Raw genomic sequence first — 16,616 nt, 5'->3', positions numbered from 1 at the left:
CGGAGGCGCGGCGCCGTGATGTGGATCGACACGCACGCCCACCTCGACGCGAGCGAGTTCGACGCCGACCGCCCGGCGATGATCGAGCGCGCCCGTGCCGCCGGCGTGGGCCAGGTGGTGCTGCCGGCGGTGGGCTGCGGCAACTTCGACGCCGTGCAGGCCTTGGCGCACGCGCATGGCTTGAGCTATGCGCTTGGCATCCACCCCATCCTTGCCAACAGCGAGCCGGACGATGCGCTGGAGCGCCTGCGCAGCGCACTCGCGGCCCGGTGCGACGACCCGCGGCTGGTGGCGGTGGGCGAGATCGGCCTCGACCTGTTCCTGCCCGGGCTCGACCGCGCGAGGCAGGACCACCTGTACAGCGGCCAGCTGAAGCTGGCCCGCGAGTTCGGCCTGCCGGTGCTGCTCCATTCACGGCGCGCGGTGGACGCGGTGCTGCAGCAGCTGCGGCGCATCGAGGTGCCCGGCGGCATCGCACATGCCTTCAACGGCAGCGAGCAACAGGCCCGCAGCTTCATCGGGCTGGGCTTCAAGCTGGGCTTTGGCGGGGCGCTGACCTTCGAGCGGGCCTTGCAGATCCGCCGGCTGGCCGCCGGCCTGCCGGCCGAGAGCCTGGTGCTGGAGACCGACGCGCCCGACATTCCGCCGCACTGGCTCTACAAGACCGCCGGGCAACGCGCCGCCGGCGAGGCCAGCCGCAACGAACCGGCCGAGCTGCCCCGCATCGCGGCCGAGCTCGCTCGCCTGCGGGGCACCAGCCTGGCCGAGCTGCAGCGCCAGACGCAGGCCAATGCGCTGGCGGCATTGCCGCGCCTGGCCGGCCTGGTGGGCGCCGCATGAGCCGGGCGCCGCGCCGCGCGGGCGCTGCCCGGGCCGGGGGCGGCGGCGGGCCGGCTCCGCGCGCCGCCGACCCGGCGGCCGTGCCCCTGCAGGGCCTGGCCCCGGTGCTCGGGCCACAGACCCGCCTGGTGGTGCTGGGCAGCTTCCCCAGCGTGGCTTCGCTGCAGGCGCAGCAGTACTACGCCCATCCGCGCAACCACTTCTGGCCGATCCTGTCCGCGCTGTGGGGGCTGGATCTGCCGAGGCTGCCGTATGCCGAGCGCCTGGCCGTGGTGCGCGAGCGCGGGCTCGGCATCTGGGACGTCTATGCCCGCTGCCGCCGCGAGGGCAGCCTGGACAGCGCCATCGAGGACGCCGAGCTGAACGACCTGCCCGGCCTGCGCCAGCACGCGCCGGGCCTGCGGGCGCTGGCGCACAACGGCGGCGAGTCGGCCCGCTCGATGCCCATCACCCGCGGGCTGGGCCTGCCGGTGCACCGGCTGCCGTCCACCAGCCCGGCCAATGCCTCGTGGAGCTTCGAGCGCAAGCTCGCAGCCTGGCGCGAGGTCTTCGATCTCTATTCACTCACATGACCCGCAGCAAGAAGACCCCCACGCTCGCCCCCGTCACCGTTTCTGAATCCGACGGCGTGCGCTTCCTCCACCTCGGGACCATCTGGGTGCAGGGCGCGATGCGCGTGCGCAAGCCCTATGACCTGGAGCTGGAATACATCCAGCGCATGATGGCCTGGATGCTGCTGAGGCCGCAGGCGTGCGTGACCGACGGCCATGCCGTGCAGCTCGGCCTGGGCGCCGGTGCCATCACCAAGTACTGCCACAGGAAGCTGCAGATGCGCACCACCGCGGTGGAGCTGAACCCCGAGGTGATCGCGGTGTGCCGCAGCATGTTCCGCCTGCCGCCCGACGACGACACGCTGCAGGTGCTGCAGCAGGACGCCGCCCGCTATGCCGCCGACCCGGTCAACGCCGGCGGCGCCGACGTGCTGTGCGTGGACCTCTACGACCACGAGGCGGCCAGCCCGGTGCTGGACGACGAGGACTTCTATGCCGCCTGCCACCAGCTGCTGGCGCCGGGCGGGGTGATGAGCGTCAACCTGTTCGGCCGCGACGCCAGCTACGATCGCAGCGTCGAGCGCATGGCCCGCGCCTTCGGCCGTGAAGCCATGTGGGCGCTCAAGCCGACGCGCGAGGGCAACACCGTGGTGCTGGCCACCAAGGGCCTGGCGCCGGCCGAGCGGAGCGAACTTGCTGCCCGTGCCGAAAACATCGAAACTCGCTTTTCCCTGCCTGCGGCCAAGTGGCTGCGCATGATCAAGCATCTCGCTGCGTGAAAGACGGCCGATGAGCGCCTCCACCACCCCCTTGCGGCGCAGCGGCGCCGTGCCGGCCACCACCGCCTTCAAGGGCCGCCTCGATTGGCGGCCGCTGCTCGACTGGCTGCGCGAGGACGGCGTGGTCTCCGCCGCCGACGCACAGCGCACCAGCCAGCGCCTGGCCGCCGGCGACAGCGCACAGCACCCGCTGGTGCGCCTGGCCAACGTCGGCATGAGCGACGCCCGCAACGGCAAGCCGCTGGATGTCGAGGCCCTCACCGAATGGCTGGCCGGCCGCTGCGGCAAGGACTACCTGCGCATCGACCCGCTGAAGGTCAATGTCGGCCGGGTGGCCGACGTGATGTCCATCAACTATGCCGAGCGGCGCCGCGCGTTGCCGGTGCAGGTCGGGCTGCAGGAGGTGGTGGTGGCCACCTGCGAGCCCTTCGACACCGACTGGGTCGCCGAGATCGAGAGCCACCTGCGCCGGCCCATCCGGCTGGTGCTGGTGAGCCCACCCGAGCTGCAACGCTACACCACCGAGTTCTACACGCTGGCCAAGTCGGTCAAGGCGGCGCAGAAGAGCGGCGATGCCACCGTGGCGCCGGCCAACTTCGAGCAACTGGTGGAGCTGGGCAAGAGCAAGCAGCTCGACGCCAATGACCAGGGTGTGGTGCAGGTGGTGGACTGGCTGTGGCAGTACGCCTTCGACCAGCGCGCCTCCGACATCCACCTGGAGCCGCGCCGCGACATGGGAGCGGTGCGCTTTCGCATCGACGGCGTGATGCACACCGTCTACCAGCTGCCGCTGACGGTGATGGCCGCTGTCACCAGCCGCATCAAGCTGCTCGGCCGCATGGACGTGGTGGAGAAGCGCCGCCCGCTGGACGGCCGCATCAAGACCCGCAACCCCGACGGCGAGGAAGTCGAGATGCGCCTGTCGACACTGCCCACCGCCTTCGGCGAGAAGCTGGTGATGCGCATCTTCGACCCCGACTCCACCGTCAAGACCCTGGACGCGCTCGGCTTCGGCCCGCACGAGGCGCAGCGCTGGGAGCAGCTGGTGACGCAGGCGCACGGCGTCATCCTGGTCACCGGGCCGACCGGCTCGGGCAAGACCACCACGCTGTACTCGACGCTCAAGCGCCTGGCCACCGACGAGGTGAACGTCTGCACCATCGAAGACCCGATCGAGATGATCGAGCCGGCCTTCAACCAGACCCAGGTGCAGCCGCAGCTGGACCTGGGGTTCGCCAACGGGCTGCGCGCGCTGATGCGGCAGGACCCGGACATCATCATGGTCGGCGAGGTGCGCGACCTGGAGACCGCCGAGATGGCCATCCAGGCCGCGCTCACCGGCCACCTGGTGTTCACCACCCTGCACACCAACGATTCCACCTCGGCGGTGACGCGGCTGCTTGACCTGGGCGTGCCCCCCTACCTGCTCAATGCCACGCTGCTGGGCGTGCTGGCGCAGCGCCTGGTGCGCACCTTGTGCGCGCACTGCAAGCAGCCCGACGAGAGCTTCACCCGCGAGACGCTGGCCGAGGCGATCCAGCCCTGGCGCATGAGCGGCGGTTTCCGGCCCTACCGGCCGGTGGGCTGCATCGAATGCCGCATGACCGGCTTCCGCGGCCGTGCCGGCCTCTACGAGCTGCTGATGGTGAACGAGCCGCTGAAGGCCCTGATTGGCCAGACGCCCGACCTCTCCAAGCTGCGCCAGCAGGGCGCTCAGGACGGCATGCGGCCGCTGCGGCTGGCCGGGGCGATGAAGGTTGCCGAAGGGCTCACCACGCTGGACGAAGTACTGCGGGCCACGCCGGCGTGGGAGCGCTGAGGGCGGCTGCAAAAGCGGCAGTTTCGTGAGTTCTTTCCGCCCTGCGGCAGGAAGAAGGCCCGCCGGGTGAAGAAAGGCCGGGGCGCGCCGCGTCCCGCTGTATCCTTCGCGCCCCCGCGGCGGCCGGCATGCCGGAGCTGTGCGCCCACCGGACGGCAGTGCCGCGCCGGGGCAGGGCACGGTGGTGGTGCGCCGATGCTGCCGGGAAAGTGGCCAGGCCGGCTGGCCTGGCCGTGTGGTTGTGCCGCAGTTCAAGGGGCGCCTGCATTGCGCTACGTGTAATCCACAGCCAGTGCGCGGAAGGCCCCTCCCTAGAATCGCAACAGTTTTTGAAGCTGGAGAGGAGCGCAAAGATGAAGATCAAAAGCCAGCGGGACTTCGTCTCGGGGCTCATGTTCCTGGCTGTCGGCATCGCCTTCGCGATCGGCGCCGGCAACTACTCCTTCGGCAATTCGGCCCATCCCGGGCCGGGCTACTTCCCGCTGGTGCTGGGCCTGATCCTGGCGGTGCTCGGTGCAGTGGTGCTGTTCACCTCGCTGTCCATCGAGCGCGATGGCGGCGACCCGATCGGCGCCATCGCCGTCAAGCCGCTGGTGATCATCCTCGGTGCCGTGGTGCTGTTCGGCTTCTGCCTGCCGCGCCTGGGCCTGCTGATCTCGCTGCCCATCCTCATCGTGGTGGCCAGCCTGGCCAGTGACGAATTCCACTGGCGTGATGCGCTGATCAGCTCCGTGGTGCTGACGGCCGGTGCCTGGGCCATCTTCACCAAGGGCCTGAACCTGACGCTGCCGGTCTACCCCACCATCTTCGGCGGCTGAGCGGCACAAGGACCTCCCATCATGGACCTGCTTTCCAATCTTGCCCTGGGCTTCCAGACGGCCGCCACGCTGCAGAACGTCGGCTACGCCTTCCTCGGTGCGCTGCTGGGCACGCTGATCGGCGTGCTGCCCGGTCTCGGGCCGGTGGCCACGATCGCGATGCTGCTGCCGTCGATCTACTCGCTGGACGCGACGCCGGCGCTGATCATGCTGGCCGGCATCTACTACGGCGCCCAGTACGGTGGTTCCACCACCGCCATCCTGATCAACGTGCCGGGCGAGTCGTCCTCGGTCGTGACCGCCATCGACGGCTACCAGATGGCCCGTCGCGGCCGCGCTGGCGCCGCGCTGTCCACCGCGGCACTGGGCTCGTTCTTCGCGGGCTCGGTCGGCACGCTGGTGCTGGCTGCCTTTGCGCCGCCGCTGACCGAGATGGCCTTCAAGTTCGGCTCGGCCGAGTATTTCTCGCTGATGGTGCTGGGCCTGATCGGCTCGGTGGTGCTGGCCTCGGGCTCGCTGCTGAAGGCCATCTCGATGATCATCCTCGGCCTGCTGCTGGGCCAGATCAACACCGACGTGATCTCCGGCGTGCCGCGCTACAGCTTCGACATCCCGGAGCTGACCGACGGCATCGACTTCGTCATCATTGCGATGGGCGTGTTCGGCTTCGGCGAGATCATCGCCAACCTGGGCCAGCCGTCCGAGTCGCGTGAGGTCTTCACCAAGGATGTGAAGGGCCTGTGGCCCACCCGTGACGACTTCCGCCTGGCCGCACCGGCGGTGCTGCGCGGCACGGCGCTCGGCTCCATCCTGGGCGTGCTGCCCGGTGGCGGCGCCCTGCTGTCGGCCTTCGCGGCCTACACGCTGGAGAAGAAGATCTCCAAGACGCCCGAGCAGTTCGGCAAGGGCGCCATCCAGGGCGTGGCCGGCCCCGAGTCGGCCAACAACGCCGGTGCGCAGACCTCCTTCATCCCGATGCTGACGCTGGGCATCCCGCCCAACCCGGTGATGGCGCTGATGGTGGGCGCGATGACCATCAAGGGCATCCAGCCCGGCCCGCAGGTGATGGCCAGCAACCCCGACCTGTTCTGGGGCCTGATCGCCTCGATGTGGATCGGCAACCTGATGCTGGTGATCTTGAACCTGCCGCTGATCGGCATCTGGATCAAGCTGCTGACGGTGCCCTACCGTTTCCTGTTCCCGGCCATCCTGGTGTTTTGCTCGATCGGGCTCTACACGCTGAACAACAACAACTTCCACATCTACCTGGCGGCCTTGTTCGGTGTGGTCGGCTATGCCTTCTACAAGCTGAGCTGCGAGCCGGCGCCGCTGCTGCTGGGCTTCATCCTGGGGCCGATGATGGAGGAGCACCTGCGACGGGCCCTGCTGCTGTCGCGAGGCGACTGGAGCACCTTCGTGAGCCGCCCGCTGTCGGCCAGCCTGCTGGGCGCCGCAGGGCTGATGATCATCATCGTGCTGCTGCCCAACATCCGCCGCAAGCGGGAGGTGGCGTTCCAGGACGCTGACTGAAAGCGGCCCCTCCGGCGTGCCGTGAAGAAGGGCCGCTCTTGCAAATAGCATAGAAACCTGCTGATCCGACCGCCTGCCAAGCGTTTTGCTTGGCAGGCGTTTTCATTTGGATATGCAACGCGGGCACCGGGCCAGCAAGCAATCTCGGCATCGGCGAGTATGTGAAGACCAGTTCAGCACCTATTCATTACACCGTGGCGCCGAAGGATGACATGCCACTGTCCCTCTTCCTGCAGCACCTATAGGGACTGGCTGCGAAGGCAACAGAGGAATAAGGTACGCCGGAGGAGGGATGATTCATGTACGAACTATCAACCGAAAGTCTGTTTGTTGCCATTTCGTCTGTGTTGGGGGAACGCCAGCGCCTGATACGCAAGCTGGGGGAAATCTCTGCTGAGGAGGATGAGGAGGAGCGCCTGTCCGAGCGAGTGATGGACATGGACCGTGTGATTGGAGAATTGGCCGGAGCGTATGAAGCGCAGCGAGTGCAGGACCCGGCCTATCCCGCGTTTGAAGTGCTCTACGCATCGTTCTTTGGAAACGCGAGCGCGAACGGCTCTTGACGAGGTGCAGGCGGCAAGCGGTGGCGCGACCGGAGAACGGCGCTGCCACAGTGATCTTGCTGCGCCAAGACACAGCAGCGCGGGCTGGCCACGGTGCCCGCCATGGACTCGGCGCCATTGCTAGTGCAAGGATCCAGAACCCGGGCGGCGCCGCCGCGGCGTCGAGCGCGCGTGGCGTCTGACCCGTGGTGGCGCATCAGCCGCCATGTGCGGTGCGGTTTCACTTCGTGAAGTGAACGGCTCGACGGAGGGCCGCGGCGACGGCCCGCCAGCCCGCCGAGCCCACGCTGGAGCGGGTCGGAGGTGGGTCGGCCCCCCTCGATAATCTTCCGCAAGGAGGATGACCGAGACATGCCGACCCCCCACCCGCTGCGCGAGATGCTGCACAACGAAGTGCACGCGCGTCCCTATGAACGCCTGTCGGCGCCGCTGGCGCTGTCGCACCTGGCGCTGCTGACGCCGCCAGGCGAGACGCGCAGCCGCGAGCACCTGCATGCGCTGCTGCGATCGCGCCACCTGCCGCTGCCGTCGGCCGAGGCCGGCCACCTGAGCATCGACCTGGGCGGCGTGCACCTGCGCTGGGAACAGCACACCGAGTTCCAGACCTACACCTTCTGGCGCAACCTGCCCGACAACCCGGCCGGCTTCGAGCCGAGCGCGGTCGGCTCGGTGCCGCAGGACTGGCTGCGCGGCGTGCCCGGCCAGTGGCTGGTGGGCATGCATGTCATGGTGACGTCCACCCGCGAGGACGGGGCGGACACACTGGTGCGCGGCTCGCTGGACGAGGACAGCCTGGTCGGCTCGGTGGTGATGGACGGCCAGGCCGAGGTGTACACCGACTTCCGCCTGCACGGCGACGGCTTTGCCCGCCTGGTGGTGGTGGCGGCCAGCATGCACCCGCGCCGGCTCGGCCGTGCGGTGCAGCGGCTGCTGGAGATCGAGACCTACCGCATGACGGCGTTGCTCGGCCTGCCGGCCGCCCGCGAGGTGGCCGCCACCCTGGCCGACGCCGAGCGCGACCTGGCCCGCATCGCGGGTGAGATCCGCAGCGCGGAGCGCCACCGCGAACCCGAGCTGCTGCGCCAGCTCACCCAGCTGGCCGGCCGGGTCGAGAGCCTCTACGCCAGCACCCATGCGCGTTTCTCGGCCAGCGCCGCCTACTTCGAGCTGGTGCAGCGGCGCATCGACGAACTGCATGAGCACCGGCTGGCCGGCCTGCAGACCATCGGCGAGTTCATGGACCGCCGCCTGGGGCCGGCCATGCAGACCTGCGCCTGGGCCGGCCGGCGCCAGCAGCAGCTGTCCGAGCGCATCTCGCGCACCAGCAACCTGTTGCGCACCCGCGTCGAGATCGAGCAGCAGCAGAGCAGCCAGGACCTGCTCGACGCCATGAACCGCCGCCAGGGCGTGCAGCTGCGGCTGCAAAGTGCGGTGGAGGGGCTGTCGGTGGCGGCCATCACCTACTACGGCGCCGGCCTGGTGGGCTACCTGGCCAAGGGCGGCAAGGAGGCCGGGCTGCTGCCGCTGTCGCCGGAGGTGCTGGTGGCGCTGGCCATCCCGCTGATCGCGCTCACAGTGTGGAGCGGCCTGCGGCGCATGCACCGGCTGGTGCTGCGCGAGGTGGCGTGACGGGGCTGGCGAGCCGGCCCACGCGCGCGGCCGGTGCGGATTCAACCGAATTTTCCAGCTTGGGTTAAATTCAACTTTACTGGTTGAATCAGGGCCACTCATGGACTTCGAGCACTACCCGAGGACCGACCTCGCCCAGCACTATCTGGATCGGCTCACTGCGCTCCCCGAGCGGGCGCTGTCCATCTTCGGGCCCCGGCAGGTTGGCAAGACGACCTTGCTGCAGAACGACCTGAGCGCCTTGGCGCATCAGCGTGGGTTGACGCCGGTGTATGTCGACTTCATGAGCGCCGACGACCCGCTGCACGCCCTGAGTGGCCGCCTGGAAGACCTGCTGCTCGACGTCGCGGGCGAGTTGAGGAACACCCAGGTCACCCGGGTCAGCGCCGCGCGCTTCGGCGTCACGCTGGCCCCGGCGCCGGTGGCGGCCAGGAGCCCGGATCCTGGCGTGCAGTTGCAGCACCACATGGCGGCGCTCAAGCGCGTGAACCCGGATGCCCGGCTGCTGCTGATGCTCGACGAGGCCCAGGAACTGGTGCGCAAGCGCGATGGTGAGCGCGCCATGAAGGCCATCCGCGGGCTGTTCAACACCTACCGGCGCGACATCCTCCTGCTCATGACGGGCTCATCGCGCGACGGCCTGCTGTGGCTGTTCGGCGAGCACCACCGCGCCAGCTTCGGGCTGGCCGACCATGAGGATTTCCAGGTGCTGGGCCGGGAGTTCGTGGAATTCGTGGTGCGGCCCCTGAACCAGCGCTTGAACCGGCCCCTGGACATCGAGGTGCTGAGCCAGGTGTTCGCCCAGTTGCATCATCGGCCCGCCGACTTCGTCGCCTTCGTTTCGCGCGCCGTGATGACGCATGTCGAGGACCTGCTCGGCGCGGTCAAGCCCTTCCTGGCCAGCCGCTACCCGGTGGAGGCGATCCGGGAGCGCTTCTTCCGCTTCACGCCGCTCCAGCAGGTGTTGCTGGCGATGATCGCCAGCGGCACCGCGCAGCTGACCGGCGCGGCCGCGCTGCGGGAGGTGGCGTCCCGGCTCGGCACGTCGGTCAGCGCCGCGGCTGTCAGCAAGGCCCTGGCGAGTCTGCCGGTGGATACCCTGGTCACCCACGGCCGCGGCCGCCACGAGATCGCCGACCCCGGCCTGCTGCACTGGCTGCGCGAAGGCGCCACGGGCGATGGCGTCGCCGGCGGCGGCTGAGCGGCTCATCGCTACAGCGGGCGCCACGCCTGAACCCACCCTGAACGCCTGCACGCGCCGGCCGGCCGTCCGATAATCTTCGCAGCAGCAGCGAGGTGCGCGATGAAGCCTTTCCTCTACGACTTTCCCTATGCCTCGGCCCGCTTGCCGGTGTTTGGCCGCAATGTGGTGGCCACCTCACATCCGGCCGCCGCCGCAGCCGGCCTGCGCATGCTGATGAAGGGCGGCAACGCGGTCGATGCCGCCATCGCCACCGCGGCCGCGATGACCATCGTCGAGCCGGTCAGCAACGGCCTGGGCAGCGACGCCTTCTGCCTGCTGTGGGACGGCACCCAGCTGCACGGCCTGAACGCCTCGGGCCGCGCGCCGGCGGCCTGGACGCCGGACTACTTCCGGGCCAAGTACGGTGCCGACGCCACCACGCCGCCCAAGCGCGGCTGGGACTCGGTGACGGTGCCCGGCGCGGTCGGCGGCTGGATGGCGCTCAGCCGGCGCTTCGGCAAGCTGCCCTTCGCCGACCTGATGGAGCCGGCCATCGACCTGGCCGAGCGCGGCTATGCGGTGCCGCCCATCGTCGGCTACAAGTGGGCCGCGCCGGTGGAGGAGCTGCGTGGCCTGCCCGGCTTTGCCGAGGCCTTCCTGCCGCACGGCCGCGCGCCGGCGGTCGGCGAGCTGTGGCAGTTCAAGGCCGCCGCGCGCAGCCTGCGGTTGATCGCCGAGAGCGGTGGCGACGCCTTCTACCGCGGCGAGATTGCGGCCGCCGCCGTGCGTTTCGCCCGTGAACATGGGGCGGCGATCACCGAAGCCGACTTCGCGGCCAACGCCCCCGACTGGGTGCAGCCGATCGGCCGCGACTACCGCGGCTACACGCTGCACGAGATCCCGCCCAACGGGCAGGGCATCGCGGCGCTCATCGCACTCGGCATCCTGTCGCACTTCGAGCTGGCCGGCCTGCAACCGGACAGCGCCCAGGCCCAGCACCTGCAAATCGAGGCGATGAAGCTGGGCTTCGCCGACACCTATCGCTATGTGGCCGACCCCCGCACGATGGAGGTCACGCCCGAGCAGATGCTCGACGACGCCTACCTGGCCAGCCGCGCCCGCCAGATCGACCCGGCCCGGGCCCAGCATTTCGGCCCCGGCAACCCGTCGCGCGGCGGCACCATCTACCTGACCGCGGCCGACGAGAGCGGCATGATGGTCAGCTTCATCCAGAGCAACTACATGGGCTTCGGCTCGGGGGTGGTGGTGCCGGGCTACGGGCTGTCCATGCAGAACCGCGGCCATGCCTTCTCGCTCGACCCAGCCAGCCCCAACGTGGTGGCGCCCGGCAAGCGGCCCTTCCACACCATCATTCCGGCCTTCCTGAGCAAGGACGGCCAGCCGGTGATGAGCTTCGGCGTGATGGGCGCCAACATGCAGCCGCAGGGCCACCTGCAGACGCTGGTGCGCATGCTCGACTATGGCCACAACCCGCAGGCGGCCTGCGATGCGCCGCGCTGGCGCTACAACAGCGGCTATTCGCTCAATGTCGAGGCCAGCATGGACCCGGTGGTGGTGCAGGGCCTGGTCGACCGCGGCCACCGCATCGAGGTGATCCAGGACTCGTACCAGGACTTCGGCGCCGGCCAGTTCATCTGGCGGCTGGGCGATCCGGCGCAGCACGGCTACGTGGCCGCCAGCGACCCTCGCCGCGACGGCCAGGCGGTGGGCTTTTGAGGGCCGCGGCAGCGGCATCGCCGCCGGCCGGCGCGGCCTCGGGCATTGCGCTGGCGTTCGCCGGTTCCATCGCGTTCTCTGGCAAGGCCATCATCGTCAAGCTGGCCTACCGGCATGGCGTCGATGCGGTGACGCTGATCATGTACCGCATGCTGTTTGCGCTGCCCCTGTTCGCCGCCATCGCCTGGTGGGCTGGCCGCGGCAAGCCGGCCATGGCCGGGCGCGACTGGCTCGGCATCGTGGGGCTGGGCATCAGCGGCTACTACCTGTCCAGCTTCCTCGACTTCATGGGGCTGCAGTACATCAGCGCCAGCCTGGAGCGGCTGATCCTCTACCTCAACCCGACCCTGGTGCTGGCCTTGAGCGTGCTGCTGTTCGGCCAGAAGGTGAGTGCGCGGCAGTTGGTGGCCATCGGCGTCAGCTACTGTGGCGTGCTGCTGGTGTTCGGGCAGGAGATCAATTTCCAGGGCAGCCATGTGATGCTGGGCGCCGCGCTGGTCTTCGGCAGCGCGGTCTCCTACGCGGTCTACCTGGTCTACAGCGGCGAGCTGGTGCGTCGCATCGGCTCGTTGCGCCTGGTGGGCTGGGCCAGCCTGGTCGCCTGCCTGTGCTGCATCGGGCAGTTCCTGCTGCTGCGGCCGGTGGCGGCCGCGGCGGTGGCACCGGAGGTGGTGTGGCTTTCGGTGCTCAATGCCACGCTCTGCACGGTGGCGCCAGTGCTGATGGTGATGATGGCCATCGAGCGCATCGGCGCGACGCTGACCGCGCAGACCGGGCTGATCGGCCCGCTCTCCACCCTGCTGATGGGGGTGGTGGTGCTGGGCGAGCCGCTGACGCCGTGGATCTTGGCCGGCACCGCACTCGTGCTGGCCGGCATCTGGCTGCTGGCGCGGGCCAGGGCACAACAGACCTCATAGACAGGAGTTCGGACGATGGATCTGGGTTTGCAAGGCAAGTGGGCGCTGGTGTGCGCCTCCAGCAAGGGGCTGGGCAAGGGCTGCGCGCAGGCGCTGGTGCAGGAAGGCGTCAACGTGGTGTTGACCGCACGCGGCGAGGAGGCGCTGCAGGCCACCGCGGCCGAGCTGCGCGCCCTGGGCGGCGGCGAGGTGAGGGCAGTGGCTGGTGACGTCACCACGCCCGAGGGCCGAGCCGCGGCGCTGGCCGCCTGCCCGCAGGTGGACATCCTCGTCAACAACGCCGGCGGCCCGCCGCCGGGCGACTTCCGCGAGTGGTCGCGCGAGGACTGGATCCGGGCGCTGGACGCCAACATGCTCACGCCCATCGAGCTGATCAAGGCCACGGTCGATGCGATGATCGCGCGCCGCTTCGGCCGCATCGTCAACATCACCTCGGGCGCGGTGAAGGCGCCCATCGACGTGCTCGGCCTGTCCAACGGCGCCCGCTCGGGGCTGACCGGCTTCGTCGCCGGCCTGGCGCGCAAGACGGCGCAGCACAACGTGACCATCAACAACCTGCTGCCCGGCGCCTTCGACACCGACCGCCTGCGCAAGACGCTGGAGGCCTCGGCCAAGGACCGCGGCGCCAGCCTCGACGCCACCCGCGAGGCGCGCATGAAGGCCATCCCGGCCGGCCGCTTCGGCACGGCCGAGGAGTTCGGCGCCGCCTGCGCCTTCCTGTGCAGCCGGCAGGCCGCCTACATCACCGGCCAGAACTGGCTGCTGGACGGCGGCGCCTACCCCGGCACCTTCTGAGCCGGCCCGCGCTGGCGCTTCAGCGCCGCGACGACACCACGATGCCGGCCACGATCAGCGCGAAGGCCGCGCCGTGGAACCACTGCGGCGGCTCGCCCAGCAGGGCGGCCGACAGCAGCGCGGCGAACACCGGCGTCAGGTTGCTGAAGAAGGCGGCGATGGCCGGCCCCACCGCGGCCACCCCCATGCCCCAGCAGCGGTAGGCCACCAGCGAGGCGGCCAGCGCCACGTAGAGCAGCCCGCCCGCCACCGGCAGCGACCAGGCCACCTCCACGCTGCCGCCATGCGCCAGCGCTTCACCGCCGGCGGCCAGGGTGGACCACATCAGCCCGAAGACGATCTGCGCAAGCAGGAATTCCGACCAGTGCCACTCGCGCGCGGAGTCGTCGCTGGGCCGGGCCAGCATCCAGCTGTACAGCGCCCACAGCGCCACCGCCACCAGCATGTAGAGATCGCCCGGCACCAGCCGCACCTGCATCAGCGTGTCCCAGCTGCCGCGCGAGATCACCAGCACCACCCCCAGCAGCGACAGCACCGCACCGGCGAGCTGCTGCGGCCGTGGCCGCTCGCGATGGAGCAGGGCGCCGGCGGCCAGCATCCACACCGGCATGCTGGCAGCGATGAGGGTCACGTTGATGGGGGTGGAGGTCTGCAGGGCGAGGTACTGCAGCGAGTTGTAGCTGCCCACCCCCAGGCCGCCCAGCAGCACGAAGCGGCGCCAGCGCGGCCACAGCGGCCCGCCGATGCGCAGCACCCGCCAGCCCAGTGGCAGCAGGACCAGCGCCGCCAGCAGCCAGCGCAGCAGGTTCAGCGTCAGCGGCGGCACGGCACCGACCATCAGCCGGCCCACCACTGCATTGCCGGCCCACAGCAGGGGTGACACGGTGAGCAGCAGGGCGGTCTTGCGGGTCAGGGCGGGCGTCATGGGGCGGGCAGGGGGGCAGCAGGGGCGGCGGGCGCTGCGCGGGCGGGTCCGGCGCAGGGGTGGCCGGCATCTTAGCGCCGGCACGCCGAGCCTGCCTGGCCCGGGCGCGATGGTGGCCCCGCGGCATGGCCGGTGCGGGGGCGGCCTGCAAAAGCCGGCCGTCCGACGTATCGTGTGCGGCATTCCCTGTCATCAAGGAGCAGCGACCATGCCCCTGGCCATCCAGATCAGCGCCTTCGGCGGCCCCGACAACCTGCAGCAGGTGGACCTGCCTGTCGGCGAGCCCGGCCCCGGCGAGATCCGCATCCGCCACCTCGCCTGCGGCCTCAACTACATCGACATCTACCACCGCACCGGCCTCTACCAGGGCGAGCTGCCGTTGACGCTCGGCATGGAGGCGGCCGGCGTGGTGGAGGCGGTGGGCGAGGGCGTGAGCCACCTGCGCGTGGGGGACCGCGCCGCCTATACCAGCCAGCCGCCCGGTGCCTACAGCGAAGCCCGCGTGATGCCGGCCCGCTGCGTGGTCAGGTTGCCCGACCAGATCGACGACGAGACCGCCGCCGCGATGATGCTCAAGGGCCTCACCGTGCAATACCTGCTGCGCAAGACCCAGCCGCAGGGCGGGCTGATGCCGGGCGACTTCATCCTCTTCCACGCCGCGGCCGGCGGGGTCGGCCTGATCGCCTGCCAATGGGCCCGGGCCATGGGCCTGCGGCTGATCGGCACGGCCGGCAGCGACGAGAAATGCCGCCTGGCGCTGGAGCACGGGGCCGACTTTGCGATCAACTACAGCAGCGACGACTTCGTCGCCCGCGTGCGCGAGATCACCGGCGGGCGCGGCGTGAAGGCGGTCTACGACGCGATCGGCAAGGACACCTGGGAGCGCTCGCTCGACTGCCTGCAGCCCTTCGGCCTGATGGTGAGCTATGGCAACACGTCCGGCCCGGTGCCGCCGGTGTCGCTGGGCGTGCTGGGGGCCAAGGGCTCGCTCTACGTGACGCGGCCTTCGGTCTACACCCACTTGGCCACCCGCGAGTCCACCCAGGCGATGGCCGACGACCTGTTCCGCATGGTGGCCGACGGCCAGGTGCGCATCCGCATCGACCAACGCTATGCACTGAAGGACGCGGCCGCGGCCCACCGCGACCTGGAAGGCCGTCGCACCACCGGCTCCAGCATCCTGCTGCCGTGAGCGTTCGGCTGGCGCGACGGTGCCTGGGCGGCCGTGGCCGGGCGGCCCTCGGTGGCCCGCCCCGCCGGCTTCATGGGGGTGGTTCAACCGCGGCGCGGCGGCGCCGGCAGGGCCGGGGGCCGCTCAGCGGGCGTGGCCAAGCACGCGGCTGATCGCTTCGGCCAGTGCCTCCAGCTGCACCGGCTTGGCCACGTAGTCGTCCATGCCGGCAGCCATGCAGCGGTCACGGTCGCCTTCCATGGCATAGGAGGTCATCGCGACGATCGGCAGCCGCGGACCGTCGCCCTCCTTGCGGCGGATTTCGGCGGTGGCCTCCAGGCCGCCCATCACCGGCATCTGCACGTCCATCAGCACCAGGTCGTGGCCGCCGCGGGCGGCCTGCTCCACCGCCTCGATGCCGTTGGCGGCCAGCGTGCAGCTCATGCCCAGTTGCGCGAGCATGGCCACCGCCAAGGTCTGATTGACCGGGTTGTCCTCCGCCAGCAGCACCCGCTTGCCATGCAGCGCGGGCCAGTGGCGCGGCGCCGGCGGCGCCCGACGCGCATCGGGCTCGGGTGCGGCCGGCTCGCAGGGCAGGGTACAGCGCAGGCTGCTGCCGTGGCCGGGGGTGCTGTCCGCCACCAGCTGGCCGCCCATGTGCTCCACCAGGCGCAGCGCGATCAGCAAGCCCAGGCAGGCACCGGCCGGCCGCCGGGGGTCCTGCGCGTCAGGGGCACCCAGCGCCTGCTGCAGCTGCTGCCGGGTGGTGCCGGTGCCGGTGTCGCTGACCAGCAGCTGCAGCTGCAGCCGGCCGTCAGGCAGCGGCTCGGCCTGGGCCGCCACCCGCACCTCGCCCACTGGCGTGGAGCGCAAGGCGTGCTCCACCAGGTGGCCCAGCACCTGGGCCAGCCGTTGCGGATCGCCAATGATCGCGTCGGGCAGCCCGGCAGCGAACTCGCTGCACAGCTGGACGTCCTTCTGCCCGGCCTGCGCCTCGAAGCCCGCCAGCACCTCCCCGACCAGCGCAGGCAGCCGCAGCGGGCGACGCTGCAGTGCCAGCTGGCCGATCTCGATGCGGGAGAGGTCGAGCACGTCGTTGATGAGTGCCAGCAGCGAGCGGGCCGAGCCGTGGGCCAGCTCCAGGAACTCGCGCTGCTGGGGCGTCAGCTCGGTGGCCAGCACCAGCTCGGTCATGCCCAGCACACCGTTCATGCGGGTGCGCACTTCGTGGCTGAGCAGCGCCACGAATGCGCCACGGGCGCGCTGCGCGGCGTCGGGCGCCTGCGCCGCCGGGTGGTCGATGCCGTCTTCCACGCAGCCCCCTTGCTCTTGCGACCGAGGCATTGTCGGCGCTGCTCG

15 protein-coding genes are annotated in these 16,616 nt (G+C 70.3%); 13 read left to right on the top strand and 2 right to left on the bottom strand.

Features of this window, described 5'->3' with window-relative positions:
* Positions 1-18 precede the first annotated feature (18 nt).
* From N7L95_RS07525 to N7L95_RS07470, 12 genes are all read left to right on the top strand, one after another.
* Positions 19-840 carry a TatD family hydrolase gene (locus N7L95_RS07525; RefSeq protein WP_301260091.1) on the top strand — a complete coding sequence of 274 codons (822 nt, stop codon included), beginning with the start codon at positions 19-21 and terminating at the stop codon, positions 838-840.
* Positions 837-1,412, top strand: coding sequence for a DNA-deoxyinosine glycosylase (locus tag N7L95_RS07520; protein WP_301259204.1), 576 nt, complete (start codon positions 837-839; stop codon positions 1,410-1,412). The genes N7L95_RS07525 and N7L95_RS07520 overlap by 4 nt, the downstream gene beginning before the upstream one ends.
* Complete coding sequence (locus N7L95_RS07515) at positions 1,409-2,170, top strand: methyltransferase domain-containing protein (RefSeq protein ID WP_301259203.1); 762 nt, start codon at positions 1,409-1,411, stop codon at positions 2,168-2,170. The genes N7L95_RS07520 and N7L95_RS07515 overlap by 4 nt, the downstream gene beginning before the upstream one ends.
* A gap of 10 nt (positions 2,171-2,180) precedes the next feature.
* Positions 2,181-3,989 carry a type IV pilus assembly ATPase TfpB gene (gene tfpB / locus N7L95_RS07510; RefSeq protein ID WP_301259202.1) on the top strand — a complete coding sequence of 603 codons (1,809 nt, stop codon included), beginning with the start codon at positions 2,181-2,183 and terminating at the stop codon, positions 3,987-3,989.
* Positions 3,990-4,342: 353 nt separating this feature from the next.
* A complete protein-coding gene (locus tag N7L95_RS07505; protein ID WP_301259201.1) occupies positions 4,343-4,807 on the top strand; it encodes a tripartite tricarboxylate transporter TctB family protein in 465 nt (154 codons plus the stop codon).
* Between the two features lie 21 nt (positions 4,808-4,828).
* Entirely contained in the window at positions 4,829-6,337 is a 1,509-nt protein-coding gene (locus N7L95_RS07500) for a tripartite tricarboxylate transporter permease (protein ID WP_301259200.1), read from the top strand.
* Between the two features lie 299 nt (positions 6,338-6,636).
* Positions 6,637-6,900: a hypothetical protein gene (locus N7L95_RS07495; RefSeq protein ID WP_301259199.1), complete on the top strand. Its 264-nt coding sequence runs from the start codon at positions 6,637-6,639 to the stop codon at positions 6,898-6,900.
* A 351-nt stretch (positions 6,901-7,251) separates the two neighbouring features.
* A complete protein-coding gene (locus N7L95_RS07490) occupies positions 7,252-8,529 on the top strand; it encodes a DUF3422 family protein (RefSeq protein WP_301259198.1) in 1,278 nt (425 codons plus the stop codon).
* 100 nt (positions 8,530-8,629) lie between these two features.
* Positions 8,630-9,730, top strand: coding sequence for an AAA family ATPase (locus tag N7L95_RS07485; protein WP_301259197.1), 1,101 nt, complete (start codon positions 8,630-8,632; stop codon positions 9,728-9,730).
* A 102-nt stretch (positions 9,731-9,832) separates the two neighbouring features.
* Positions 9,833-11,449: a gamma-glutamyltransferase family protein gene (locus N7L95_RS07480; RefSeq protein WP_301259196.1), complete on the top strand. Its 1,617-nt coding sequence runs from the start codon at positions 9,833-9,835 to the stop codon at positions 11,447-11,449.
* On the top strand, positions 11,446-12,366 hold the full coding sequence (locus N7L95_RS07475) for a DMT family transporter (RefSeq protein ID WP_301259195.1): 921 nt from the start codon (positions 11,446-11,448) through the stop codon (positions 12,364-12,366). Before N7L95_RS07480 ends, N7L95_RS07475 begins: the two co-directional genes overlap by 4 nt.
* Before the next feature lie 15 nt (positions 12,367-12,381).
* Positions 12,382-13,161 (top strand): SDR family oxidoreductase, encoded by a 780-nt coding sequence (locus N7L95_RS07470; RefSeq protein ID WP_301259194.1) that lies wholly within the window; start codon positions 12,382-12,384, stop codon positions 13,159-13,161.
* A gap of 19 nt (positions 13,162-13,180) precedes the next feature.
* Here N7L95_RS07470 and N7L95_RS07465 read toward each other — a convergent pair whose 3' ends face one another.
* On the bottom strand, positions 13,181-14,086 hold the full coding sequence (locus tag N7L95_RS07465; RefSeq protein WP_301259193.1) for a DMT family transporter: 906 nt from the start codon (positions 14,084-14,086) through the stop codon (positions 13,181-13,183).
* Positions 14,087-14,294: 208 nt separating this feature from the next.
* On the opposite strand from N7L95_RS07465, the gene N7L95_RS07460 reads away from it, so the two are divergent.
* The gene (locus N7L95_RS07460) at positions 14,295-15,278 is read left to right on the top strand and encodes a quinone oxidoreductase family protein (protein WP_301259192.1); all 984 of its coding nucleotides are present in this window, start codon (positions 14,295-14,297) and stop codon (positions 15,276-15,278) included.
* 123 nt (positions 15,279-15,401) lie between these two features.
* Here N7L95_RS07460 and N7L95_RS07455 read toward each other — a convergent pair whose 3' ends face one another.
* Positions 15,402-16,601, bottom strand: coding sequence for a response regulator (locus N7L95_RS07455; protein ID WP_301259191.1), 1,200 nt, complete (start codon positions 16,599-16,601; stop codon positions 15,402-15,404).
* Between the last annotated feature and the right edge of the window lie 15 nt (positions 16,602-16,616).

The sequence above is a fragment of the Eleftheria terrae genome (genome assembly GCF_030419005.1).
GTDB classification, from domain to species: Bacteria; Pseudomonadota; Gammaproteobacteria; order Burkholderiales; family Burkholderiaceae_C; genus Caldimonas; species Caldimonas terrae.
The sequence above is the reverse complement of the archived record's forward strand: the minus strand, read 5'-3'. Positions and strand labels throughout refer to the sequence as shown.